At 60.3% G+C, this 12,617-nt stretch carries 9 protein-coding genes; 2 read left to right on the top strand and 7 right to left on the bottom strand.

Annotation, left to right across the window (positions count from 1 at the left end):
* Window positions 1–151: 151 nt before the first annotated feature.
* Window positions 152–1,045: an endonuclease/exonuclease/phosphatase family protein gene (locus NKI68_RS21730; protein ID WP_254547100.1), complete on the top strand. Its 894-nt coding sequence runs from the start codon at window positions 152–154 to the stop codon at window positions 1,043–1,045.
* 233 nt (window positions 1,046–1,278) lie between these two features.
* Here NKI68_RS21730 and NKI68_RS21725 read toward each other — a convergent pair whose 3' ends face one another.
* The 6 genes from NKI68_RS21725 to NKI68_RS21700 form a co-directional block, all read right to left on the bottom strand.
* On the bottom strand, window positions 1,279–1,932 hold the full coding sequence (locus NKI68_RS21725; RefSeq protein ID WP_254547098.1) for a YesL family protein: 654 nt from the start codon (window positions 1,930–1,932) through the stop codon (window positions 1,279–1,281).
* Between the two features lie 2 nt (window positions 1,933–1,934).
* Window positions 1,935–2,810 (bottom strand): carbohydrate ABC transporter permease, encoded by an 876-nt coding sequence (locus NKI68_RS21720; RefSeq protein WP_254547097.1) that lies wholly within the window; start codon window positions 2,808–2,810, stop codon window positions 1,935–1,937.
* Window positions 2,803–3,663: a carbohydrate ABC transporter permease gene (locus NKI68_RS21715; protein WP_254547096.1), complete on the bottom strand. Its 861-nt coding sequence runs from the start codon at window positions 3,661–3,663 to the stop codon at window positions 2,803–2,805. The genes NKI68_RS21720 and NKI68_RS21715 overlap by 8 nt, the downstream gene beginning before the upstream one ends.
* 72 nt (window positions 3,664–3,735) lie before the next feature.
* A complete protein-coding gene (locus NKI68_RS21710) occupies window positions 3,736–5,145 on the bottom strand; it encodes an extracellular solute-binding protein (RefSeq protein WP_254547095.1) in 1,410 nt (469 codons plus the stop codon).
* A gap of 65 nt (window positions 5,146–5,210) precedes the next feature.
* Complete coding sequence (locus NKI68_RS21705) at window positions 5,211–6,341, bottom strand: ABC transporter ATP-binding protein (RefSeq protein ID WP_254547094.1); 1,131 nt, start codon at window positions 6,339–6,341, stop codon at window positions 5,211–5,213.
* Window positions 6,342–6,505: 164 nt separating this feature from the next.
* A complete protein-coding gene (locus NKI68_RS21700) occupies window positions 6,506–8,518 on the bottom strand; it encodes a glycoside hydrolase family 32 protein (protein ID WP_254547092.1) in 2,013 nt (670 codons plus the stop codon).
* Between the two features lie 292 nt (window positions 8,519–8,810).
* Between NKI68_RS21700 and NKI68_RS21695 the strand changes: the two genes are divergently transcribed.
* Window positions 8,811–11,033: a TrmB family transcriptional regulator gene (locus NKI68_RS21695; protein ID WP_254547091.1), complete on the top strand. Its 2,223-nt coding sequence runs from the start codon at window positions 8,811–8,813 to the stop codon at window positions 11,031–11,033.
* Window positions 11,034–11,348: 315 nt separating this feature from the next.
* Here NKI68_RS21695 and NKI68_RS21690 read toward each other — a convergent pair whose 3' ends face one another.
* A complete protein-coding gene (locus tag NKI68_RS21690; RefSeq protein WP_254547090.1) occupies window positions 11,349–12,572 on the bottom strand; it encodes an RNA-guided endonuclease InsQ/TnpB family protein in 1,224 nt (407 codons plus the stop codon).
* Between the last annotated feature and the right edge of the window lie 45 nt (window positions 12,573–12,617).

Below are 12,617 nucleotides of genomic sequence, written 5' to 3'. Positions count from 1 at the left end.
ACGGAAAGAGGCGACCCAAAAAGTACACACCGATAAATATTAGAAATATAATGATACTCGTCCGGGTCGAGCGAGGCTTCGAATCGCAATGTCCGAATCGACCGATGGACGTGACGCGCGACCCACCGATACGACTCCTGACGGAGCCGCGGTGAACCGACGGACGTTCGTCGCCGGCGCAGGAGCGGCCGCCCTCGGACTCACAGGGACGGCTCCGGTCGGTGCCGTCCGCGACGGCTCGAGCGAATCGCACTCCTCGGAACGCGCGGACGGAACGATCTCGATCAGGGTGCTCAACTGGAATATCCACCACGGTACCGGGATGGACGGGGTGTACGACCTGCGACGGATCGCGGACCTGATCGCCAGATCTGGTGCAGAGCTGGTCGCGCTCCAAGAAGTCGACAAACACCTGGCGTCGCGGAGCGACTGCAACGATCAGCCACAGCGGTTGGCCGAGCGTCTCGGTATGCACGTCGACTACGCCGCGAACATCACCGAGTACGAGAGCACGTGCGACAGACAGAGCAGGTACGGAACCGCCGTCCTGACCGCGCAGGAGTACCCGATCCTCGACTCGGAGCACTACGGACTCCCGTCACCGCAGGTCGAAGAGGGGGCGTACAACGAACCGCGGGGGCTCCAGGAGACGACGGTCCAGATCGAGGGCGAACGGATCCGCTTCTACACGACTCACCTCGACCACCTGTTCGAACGACGACGCGTGGCGCAGGTGGAGGCGATACTGGACGCCACCGCCGACGTCTCCGATCCGCAGGTGATAACGGGTGACTTCAACGCGACGCCGGGTTCCCGACCGATAGGAGCCGTGACCGACGAGTACGTCGACGCCTTCGCCGTCGTCGGAAACGGTGACTCGTACACCTACCCCGGGGTATACACCGACGCCGCGCCGGAGAAGCGCATCGATTACGTGTTCGTCAGCGATGACGTCTCTGTCGACGACGCGGGGATCGCAGAAGAGACGCTCGTTTCCGATCACCTCCCCACCGTCGCCGACCTCCGGATCCGGCGATCCGCATAGCGCGTCGCGTCTGCTTCGCTTCCAAACTGAAAACGCGGACCACCGCAAGGAAGCGTGCTCGTGGACGACCGAGGTACTGACGGGTTTAGGGGCATCCTCTCCGGACCGCCGTACTTCGCTAGCGGTCTCCTGCTGGGATAGCATGGGTCAGCAGGATAGCGATGAACGGCGGCAGCCACGGCTTCGGGATCGGCCACGACCCATTCACCGCTGAAATAGATGCACCTGTTCGGTCAGGCAGTGCCGTTGGTCTGTGGACGAGGTATCGAATCCTGTTCGTTCACCTCGAGCGATTCGACGATCGAGATGTGGAGCGAGAACGAAATGGCGGCGAAGAGCAACGGAAAGGCGACCGTCAAGAGTAGCGTCGACGCGAGTACGATGACCGTCAGCAATCCGGTCGCGAGTGCGGCGGTCGGGTGCGTGGCGAGCCAGCCGACGCCGTATCGGAGTGCGGCGACGGCTTCGGTGCCGGAGGCCATCGCGACGAACGTCGGTATCAGCGCCAGGACGGCGTAGATAGCGACGTAACCCGCAACGAGCGCGATGATTTCGCCGACCAGCGTCCCGGTCTGCAACGATCGTACTCCGTAGACGCCCGCTACGACCCCGAAGGCGACCGGCACACCGGCGCAGAGGACGCTCGGGATTCCGTTTCGTCGAAGCACCGACCGTATCTCGCCGGTGTCGATGGCGTTTCGGTCGCTCCGTAGCCCTCGAAGGGCGACGTATACCGCGAGCGTCGCCGGTCCGATCGTGAGCAGCGGGAGGGAACAGACGAACCAGGCGAGGCTCAGCACGACCAACCGAAGCCCGTTGCCGTAGACGAACCGGGGCGTTCGAGCAACCGCGTGCCGAAACCGTCGCCGGTCTGTGATCTCGGACATGGTCACCCCGTCGACGCCTGCATCTGGACGCTCGAGATGAGTTTATCCTGGAACAGCAGGAACACGACGAACAGCGGTAGCGACGCGATCGCCAGCGAGGCCATGATGACGTTCGGCGACAGGGCGTTCACGGATCGCAACGTGACGACCCCGATCGGGAGCGTGTACAGGGTGTCGCGGTTGATGACGATGAGCGGCCAGAGGAACTGGTTCCAGCTCCAGATGAAGACGAACAGGCCAAGCGCGGTGAGGATCGGCGTCGATAGCGGTACGATAATTCTCGCGTAGATGCGAAGCGGCGAAAACCCGTCAAGCCGCGCCGCTTCTTCGAGTTCCTCAGGGATGTCCCGGAAGAACTGCACCAGCAGGAAGACGCCGAGCGGTCCCGCGGCGAATGGGAGGATGATCGCCCAGTAGCTGTTCACGAGCCCGAGATCGTTGATAAGCGTAAATAGTGGAATGATGTTGACGTATCCCGGAATCATGAAGCTCGCCATGATGATCCCGAAGATCAATCGAGAGCCGGGCCAGCGTAGTCGAGTGATCGAGAAGGCGATCATCGAGTCGACGACCAGCACGATCACCGTCGTGATACTGGAGATGAGGAACGTGTTGAACGCCCAGCGGTAGATGATCGGCTCTTCGAGGAGGAACCGTCGCCAGACGGCGAACGTGAACTCCGGCGGAATCCAGTGGAACCCGCTCTCCGCGATCACTCGCATGGGCGTGACCGAGAGCTGGAACATCCGCCAGTACGGGATGAAGAACGCGATGGCGAGACCGTACATGGCGACGTAGACGCCGATCCGATACAGCCGGCGGGAGTTCAGCCATCCGACGCCCGCCCGCTCGGCATCGGTCGCCTCGCGGTTACTCATCGCCCACCCCCAGGAGATAGTAGTTGAGCAGCGAGATACTGACGAGGACGATCAGAAGCGTGTAACCGACGGCAGCACCGAATCCGAGTTCACGGGTCTGGAAACCCAACTCGTAGAGGTACAATACGAGGGTCTGCGTACTCCCGACGGGACCTCCCTCTGTCATGAGGAAGGGTTGCCCGAACACCTGGAACTGGAAGATCGTCGACGCGATGACGACGAACAGCAACCCGTTTTTCATGTGGGGGAGCGTGATGTCCCGTAACGTCCGCCACGGTCCCGCACCGTCGAGCCTCGCGGCCTCGTAGAGCGTCTCCGGGACGTTCTGCCGGGCGGCCAGCAGGACGGCGAAGTAGAAGCCGGTCTGCCACCACGCCGTCGTGACGACGAGCGCCGGCATGGCCCAGAATTCGGAGTTGAGCGGTGACCCCTGAAAGAGCCATCCGAGGTAGTGGGTGAAGACACCCCCCTGCGCGAACATCTGCTCCCAGACTATGGCGACTACCGATACCGTCAGTACGTACGGACTGAAGTAGACGAACTGGAGGACTCGTTTGCCGGTGAGTTGCTTGTTGAGCCCGAGCGCGAGGACGAGACTGAGTATGACGATGAGCGGAACCGTCAGTACGACGAACTCGACGGTGTTGAACAGCGCGTTCCAGAAATTGGGATCCTGGAGGAGATACGCGTAGTTCTGGAGCCCGACGAACTCCGATTTCGAGGGGGTGAGGAAGTTCCACTCGAAGAGGCTCATGTAGAGTCCCTTCACGAGCGGATAGAGGAGGAAGACGGTGAACAACGCGAGGTACGGGAGAGCGAACAGTACTCCTGCGACGGCGTCGCGGGTATCCATCCGACCGAAATATCGGCGGACCGAATCGGCCGGTCCGCCCGTTGCGACGGTATCGACGTTGCTACCCATGGCTTACCTTTGTTGAGCCAGCGCTTGCCGCAGCGTCTCGGCGCTGGTGGTGACTGCTTTCTTCGGTTCGACGTTGTGGAGGTAGAGATCGATGAACGGACTCCAGAACTTCGGGCTGTTGAGGTGGATGTTCGTCTTCGGCTGGTACCTGACCTGCTTGTTCTTCACCATGTCGTACATCGTCGAGATCGTACCGAACTCCTTCCAGAGTTTCGTGTTTTTCACTTTTTTCGAGGTAGCGACCTCCTTCGCGGCGGGGAGGTGACCGCCGGCGGATGCCCAAAGATAGTTGTTCTGCGTGACGTACTCGGCGAACTTGACCGCCGCCCGCTTCTCCGCCTCCGTGTGGTTGGGATTCTTGGGGAAGTACAACGAGTTGCTCTCGGCCCAGGCCACGTCCTCACCGTCCCCGGGGAACATGAACGGCTTCTTGAAATGGAACGAGAGGTCGTCCGGGATCTTGCCGTTCTCGTTCTCGAAGTTGTTGGTCGACCACGTCCCCGCGATGAACATGCCGAGGCGATCCCCGATGAAGTCCTTGACCCGGGCCGAATCGCTTTGAAACGTCGGTGTGTCCCATCCGAGGTCACCCGTGATCGAGGCCATCATCTCGGCCGTCTCGACGCCGGTCGCGTCATCGTACGTCACCTCGAAGGAACCAGGTTTCCCTTCGAGTACGCTTCCTCCCGCCTGCGTGAGTGCGATGAGATACGTCCGAAAGGCCGCCTGTCCCGCGTTCCAGTTCAGGAAAGAGAAGGGACGTGCGTCCGTTTCGCTCTTGATGGTCGAGCAAGCCTGCGAGAACGACTCCCAGTCTTTGAACTCCCGCTTCGGGTCCAACCCCGCCTTCTCCATGACTGCGTCATTCGTGTAGAGGGCCTTTCCGTGGACGTCGATCGGAAGTGCGTAGGTCTTGTCCTCGACTTGCAGGTTGCTCCACGCGATGTCGAAGTACTCGTCCCCCGTTCCCTGAGAGAGATACTGATCGACCGGGTGGCAAATCGGCCGGAGGTAGCGTCCGTAGGACCCGTAGTAGCTGGCGACGTGCGGTGCGTTCTTCGAGTTGACCGACGTAAACAACTTGTCCAGGAACGAGCCGAACGGGACGCTCTGTGCTTTGACCCGAATGTCGTCGTGTTTCGAGTTAAAGTCCTCGACCAGCTTCGTCATCTCCCGCTTCTCCTGCGCGCCGAAGTACATCCAGTACTCGATCTCGGTCGGCCCCGAGCCACCGGCGTTCCCAGTATCACCGCTGTTACTCGACCCACCGGTCAGACCCGCGCAACCGGCGAGACCGGTCGTCAACGCCGCCGCGCTTCCCGCCAATACGGTTCGACGAGACAGGAAACGTCGGGTATTCGATCCGCCGTCCTGAGTGGTAATCGATCGCATGATAGATGGATTAATCACCATAGTTATTAATCTTTCCCAAACGGCGGCGTATGGGGCGATCCGGTCCGGGAAAGGGGAAATGGTGGTTACGTGGCGGTCAGGGGATCCTGTTCGGTCCGTCCATCGACGAGGAGGTTTTCGCCCGTCTCGCCGTCGAATACGTGGACGTGCGCCTCCGGGAGCCGGAATCCGAGCGTCGTACCGGGCTCGTACCGTTCCTGTCCGTCGACCCGGACGGTCCACTCGTCGTGGTCGTCGGAGAGATAGAGGTAGTTGTCGCTCCCTTCGTGTTCGAGAACGTCGAGCGTCGCCGAGATCGCCTCCGTCGCACTGTCGTCGATCTCGATGTGTTCCGGACGAATGCCGAGCACGAGTCGCTCGGTCGTAGCGGAGTGTCCGATCCGATCGGCGCTCTCTTCGGAGAGTTCGTAGGTAAACGACGATCCCAGAAGGCGACTTCCGTCGCGCTCGACGTCGAAGAAGTTCATGCTCGGCGAACCGATGAAGTCGGCCACGAACTGATTCGTGGGCCGGGCGTACACTTCCGCGGGGGTACCGACCTGCTGGATCGTTCCACCGTCGAGGATGACGATCCGATCGGACATCGTCATCGCTTCCGTCTGGTCGTGCGTGACGTACACCGAGGTCGTTCCCAGATCCTCCTGGATACGCTGAAGTTCCGTCCGCATGTGGAGCCGGAGTTTCGCGTCGAGGTTGCTCAGCGGTTCGTCGAACAGGAACACGTTCGGTTGGCGTACGATCGCACGACCGGTGGCGACGCGTTGCTGCTGTCCGCCGGAGAGATTCGTAGGTTTCTTCTCGAGGAGATCGCCGATACCCATCATTTCCGCTGTTTCCTGCACCCGCTGGTCGATCTCGTCTGCGGAGAGGTCGGTCGTCAGCTTGAGACCGTACGACATGTTCTTCCGGACGCTCATGTGGGGGTAGAGCGCGTAATTCTGGAACACCATAGCAACCCCGCGATCCTGCGGAGCGACACCGTTGACGACTCGGTCCCCGATCTCGATGGTACCGTCGGTGATGCTCTCGAGCCCCGCGATCATTCGCAACAACGTCGACTTTCCGGACCCGGAGGGGCCTACGATCGTCAAGAACTCACCGTCTTCTACGTCGATACTCACGCCGTCGATGGCAACGATCGGCCCCGTATCGCCGTCGTACCTCTTTCTTACCCCGTCGATCGTTATGCTAGACATGAACACGATAAATGAGGAGGAGGTACTTCAATTTTTCTCACTACAGTGGTTAATTCTATCGAAACTCCGACCCGACGGCCGCCTGGCTCACGATGAGGGCTCACCGCTCGTTAGATCCTCCTACCGAATGAGGCCGAACGTTGAAGGTTTCGAGTCAGTCGTTACTACTGCGGTTCGCGCATCGAACCGAGTTCCCAGATGTCGAGCGAATCGACGGTCACAGCTGACTCCGCGGCGTACACGTCGAGCGCGACGCTGTCGGTCCTCGTCGGATAGATACGGCTCGTGAGGCACTGGGCGTCGTTGGTAAACAGTTCGATGACGGATCTGTCGAGGTAGATCGTGACGTCGAGGCGTCCGTCGTCGTCCAGTTCGAACGGCATCGAGTGGTCGCTGTCCTCGACTCGGTCACTTCGACTCGACTTCGACCGATCCACGACGATTCTCCTGTGGCGCACGTCGCATCGAACCATCGTTTGCTCTTCCCCATCCGGTGAGCGTCGGAGGACGAATCCGAACTCACAGGCGTCGCGCGCATCGATCGTCGCCCGGATCTCTAACGCGTCACCGGTGATCTCGCTCAAGTGCCCCGTCGCGTCCGGTTCGACGGTCAGCCCCGAGACGTCGTGGTGTCTCTCGCGTAAGTTATTCAGCTCGACGGGAAGTTCGATCTGTGGCCGTCTCTCGTCAGTCATGGAGACGAGACGCGGCAGGGACATGACGCCGGACCACCCGGCGTCCCACTGAGCTTCGACGCTTCGATCTTCCTTCAACCAACCGAACATGATCGTTCGATCCATCTCGTCGACGAACGATTGCGGGGCGTAGAACACACCGTGATCGAGTACGCCCTTGTGCTCCGGGGACAGCTTCTTCGTATCGGTGTCGTACGTGCCGACGAAATAGGACACCGACGAGTAGTCGGAGACGTGTAGGAGTGCCCCTTCGTCGAAGAACAGCAGCTCGGGGCACTCCCACATGGGGCCGTCCGTCGACCAGTCCCCCGTCAGTAGGGGGTGGCAGTACTCCCACTCGAGAAGGTCTGTAGAACGGAACAGCAGCGCCGCGCCGCCTTCCCTCTCTAGGCCCGAACCGATGATCTGGTACCACGTGTTCCCCTCCCGCCAGAGACAGTGATCTCTGAACTCCGCCTGCCAGTCGACGCTCGAAAAGAGATTCGTTTCTCGGGGTGGTGACTCGATTACGGGGTTCGTCGTCGCCTTCGTCCACTCTCGGAGATCACCGTCCGTCGCCGTCGCCAGACACGGTAGCTGCTCCCGACCGCTTCCGCCGGTGTACAGTATCCGGGGAGTCCCCTCGTCGTCGACGAGACACCCCGACCAGCACCCGTGTTCGTCGGGCGAGCCGGGAGTCGGTTCCAATGCGATCGGTTCGTCCTTCCAATGGACGAGATCGTCGCTCACCGCGTGGCCCCAGTGGATCGTCCCGTGAAACGGCCCCGCCGGATTGTACTGATAGAAGAGATGGTAGCGACCGTTCCAGTGGGTGAGCCCATTCGGGTCGTTGAGCCAGTTCGCGGGAGCGGTGAAATGGTACTTCGGACGGTGGAGCGAGTCTGTGATCTCCTCGCGCATCGCTTCGAACTCCGAGGTTCCCTTCGGTCGACCGACCGTCGCCGGCGTCTCACCAGCCCCTGACAGGTACGAGAGCGTGTTCACGAGTAACTCCGACTGTGAGTCCGAGAAGGGATCGTCACCGCTGAACCGGAGTCCACCGCCGATACCGATGACTCGCCCCTCACCGACTGCCCATTCCAGGACTCGCTTCTCGTTGTATCGTCGATCTCCATCGTCGTAGACGGCTGCCAACACATCGGCGTCGTGTGGCGTCCAATCACTGTAATGGACGTTGAACGCCGATCCCCCCGAGCTGTCGAGCACCGGATCGTCCTTGATGCCCTCGAAGAGAGGGTGATCCTCGTAGAGCCGTCGAATGTGAATCCCGCTTGACTCCGTGGTACGTCGTCCGACATCGTCCGGTGCGTTTCGCTCTATATCGAGGTCGACTGCGGCCAAAACGGCACCGTGGGTGAGGAGAAGTCCGCCGCCACCAGTTAGATACGTCTGCAGTCGGTCACGACACTGCCGTACTGTCGTTCGCTCGCGCTCGGCCAGCGGTGCATCGTGGTGCCACCAGATGACGTCGTAGTCTTCCACTCGATCGCTACCGAGATCGGTCGCCGAGATCTGGTCCGGTGTACCGTCGTCGAACAACGCGCAAACGTGCTCCGGCGGTGAGGACCGTGGCTCTGTTATGAAACCCACGGAGAGATTCGACAGAGTGAGACGGTTTTCGTCGGAGTGGGTCGGTGTATTCATCGCAATTCACCACTCCAGTGAGTAATATATAAGAGTTTATCCGCTCTGGCTACCTACCCCGGTTTACTCGAAAGCATACCGCCATTGAAGAAGCGATACCACGAACACCACGCAGGACACAGATCGACCAATGAATTCAGAAGAGGAAGCGAAGTTCGCCCTGCTGCGCGATACGCTTCAGAAGAACATCGGGCTCTCGGAATACGAATCGAAGGTATACCTCGCGCTCGTCCAGGGCGGGTTCCAGACGATGAGCGAACTCGCGAAAACGAGTGATGTACCGAAGCAACGTGTATACGACACAGTAGAGACGCTCCGTGAACAGGGCTTCGTCGAGATGATAGACGACTATCCGCGAAAAGCCTACGCGATCGATCCGTCAGAGGCCCTCTCGGAGGTTCACAATCGTTTGGATCGGGCGGAAAAGTACCTCGAAGAACTCCACGAAACCGTCGAGAACGTGGAGAACGGTGTCGCGCTGTTCAAGAGCGACGCTACAATACGGAAGTACATCACCAGTCTCGTCCGAAACGCTGAACGCGACATCTTGCTCTTGTGTCCGCTCGGTGACCTCGACGCCGTCCTACCCCTTCTCGAGGATCGCGACGAACAGCACGTTCGGCTCATCGTCTCCGACATCGAACCGGACGCCGAAGACAACGAGCGCGTGAGCCTCGAGTACTCGATACCCGATACGGTTGATGCCATCCGCGGAGTGACGTCGACAGAGGACTTCGCCGTGACGGTGGATCGAAAACGGGGCCTCTACTGGACCCGCGAATCGACGGCACGGGGGACGGACGAACAGCAGGGTTACTACATCACCAATCCCAATCTCGCGCTCGTACTCGATCGATTCGTCTCTGCGTCCGTGTGGCCGTTCGCGCGACCCCTCTCGGGCCGCTCACAGTCACCAACGCTCCCCAAGGAGTACCTGCGCCTCCGAGATTGCCTCTCCGACCTCGAAATGCTGAGCGATAGTCGGCCGCTCACCACTCTGGAGGTCGAGTTTCACGGATACGACACCACGACCGGAGAGGAGGTACAGAAACGGGGTGTTCTCGCCGGTTACTACTACACGGAGTACGATCTCCGGGCGTCACTCACGATCGACGTTCACGACGACGGTGATGCTGTCGATTCCTCACTGGTTACCGTTGGCGGACTCGGAACGCGGATCGAAGACTACAGCGCGCACTCATTGACGCTTCGGTACGAAGGTGAGCAGCGCGATCGGCTCGACGAAGAGACCGAATCCCACCTTGAGACGTGTCTCGACGAACTCCCGCACGAATTCGGAGCACGGTCGATAGTCGTCGGCTTCGACGCGTTCGTCGACCGGATGCGCGAGATCGTGGGTGATTGGTCCGAAGATCGATACGAGCGCGTCGGTCGGTTCGACGAATTCAAAGAATCGCTCATCGCCTTCGAGGCGAGCGAGAGTGCACCTCGCGTCGAGTGGCGACAAACGAAGATAGAGGCCGGAGGGCACGTCGCGCACGTCGGTAGAGTCTTCGACAGACTGGACTACGACGTCACGCTTATCGGCCATCTTGGAACACCGGTCCACACCGTGTTCGGACGCGAGTTCAGTAACCAGACGCTGGTGAGCGTCGGCGAGAGCACCTACACCGACTACGTTCGATTCGACGACCGGAAACTCTTGTTTACCGAGCCAAACCTCTCACCGCTGGATTGGGAGACCATTTTGGATCACGTCGGCGTCGAGGAACTCGCGGAGTATCTCGACGGGACACCGGTGCTGTCGCTCGGGACGCTCTACTCGACGCCGCAACTCCCGTCAATCCTCCAGGGCCTCGAAAACGACCTCTGGCCGACGCTTCGTTCACCGCCGGAGAACGTGCACTTCTCGCCGGGGGCCATCGAACGGTTCGACGATACGACCGTCAAACGCGGATACGATGCTCTCGCCGCGTTTGACAACGTTGCTCCGGTGACGGTGACGGCAAACCGGAAGCAGACGCGCCGCTTTCGCGACCTGCTAGACGGGCGATCGGGGGACGAATCGACGCCGACCGTCGAACAGGTCCGGGACGAACTCGACGTCTCCCGGTACATCATGCACTCGTTCAGGGAGGCGACGCTCGCCAACGGAGCGGAGGTGCTGACCGCGCGAGTTCCGCAGGTGGTCAAACCGCGTCAGATGCAGAACGTAGACGAGCACTTCGTCAGCGGTGTCTCGCTCGCACTCGCAGAAGGCCTATCCGACGGTGCGGTGCTCATTCTCGGCAACAGCGTAGCGAGTTACTTCATGCGCCACAACGAGGTCCCTGGCAAGGACGAACTCCGCTCCTTCGTCGCCGAGTACGATTCCTTCTTCGACTATCTTTAAACAGCGAGAGAAACCCGCCCTGTAGGGCGGGCGTGAATCGCGTACGCTCCATTACACAGCCACCGTTAGTCAGCAGAACTGGATTCCATACGTTCGTCAATACACTCTCTAACGAGACTTGAGAGGTTGATGTGTTGCTCACTGATCCACTCCTCTTGATCTTCTCGAATCGTGATCTGCTTCCGGTGCATCACACTACACTACATGATCGGTATACTTAAGCGTGTATGTGATGTATGATGTGTATGGCAGAGACGGTGACGAAGACGCTCGAAGCCACTTTTGCCCCCCCGACACAGGGTGAACTACCCCACCCTACCGCTCGCCTGACGGCTCGCGCTTGAGGGCGGGGCTTCCTGCTTCCACGACGCGCTTTGCAGGAACCGAATCGGTTCCCGTAGGGAGCGCAGTCTCCACAGGCGTTTCTTCGGAGTGAACCACTCCTACATCGGAAAGACCGCGAGAAAGGATGTTCCACGCCGCGTTCGCGTCCCTGTCCGCCTCGAACCCGCAGGCAGGACACGAGTGTTCACGCACCCACAGCGGCTTGTCCGTCGAGACGCCGCAGGACGCGCACTCCTTGGTCGTTCCGCGCGGATTCACGGCGATGAAGTGCGTCCCTTCGCGCTCGCATTTGTATTCGAGCATCCGTAGGAACGTCCCCCACGCCGCCCCTGCCCGGTTTCGTGAGTTACCGGGCAGTTCGACCAGTCCGGCGGCGTCAAGGTCCTCGACCGCTACGAGGTCGTACTCCCGAGCGTAGTAGTTCGAGAGTTTATGTAAGAAGTCACGACGCTTCTGCTTGAGGTCAGCGTACCTTCGTGCCACGACGCGGCGTTGTTCCTCCCAGTTCGCAGACCCGTGCTGTTTTCGCGAGAGGTTGCGTTGTGCACGTTCCAACCGCTCGCGTTCGGCGGACAGGTCGAGCGATTCGACGGCGGTGCCGTCGGTGTCGTGGGCGTACTTGAGTATGCCAACGTCGATACCGACGCACTTCTTCGGAGCCTCCGGTTTTGCGGGGGGGTTATCGGGCGTTTCGACGCCGAGGATAGCGTACCAGTAGCCAGTCGGTTCGCGTTTGACCGTGACGGTCTTTATCTCGGCGTCGGTTGGCAAGTCGCGGTGGAAGGTGATGGGGATCTCGCCGAGCTTCGAGAGCCACAGTCGCGTCCGACCGCTCGTGTTCTTGAGCTTGAAGCCGGATTGACTGTAGGTGAAACTGCGGTACTCGCCCGGTGCCTTCCACTTCAACCGACCGACCCGGTAGCCGTTCTTTTTGCGGCCACGGAGCGTCGAGAGGTTGTCATACAACCGCTGCACGACTTTCTGAAGAACCTTCGAGTGAACGCTTTTCAGGTCGTTCCACCACTTCTTGAGGCCCGGCAGGAGTTTCTGCTCGGAGTACGCCGACGTGTCGTCGGTACGGTTGAGTCGGTGGAGGAAGTGGTTGTAGACCTGTCTACAGGTATCGACCGTCCACGCTAACTGTTCGTGGTGGGCGTCTGACGGTCGAAGCCGATACCTGTAGTTGTAGTTCACGAGCGTTCTTCAATAAGTTCGTCAAGTTTCCCGCGAACAAACGAC

The sequence above is a fragment of the Halomarina pelagica genome, assembly GCF_024228315.1.
GTDB lineage: Archaea > Halobacteriota > Halobacteria > Halobacteriales > Haloarculaceae > Halomarina > Halomarina pelagica.
This window is presented reverse-complemented; position numbering and strand designations above follow the sequence as displayed.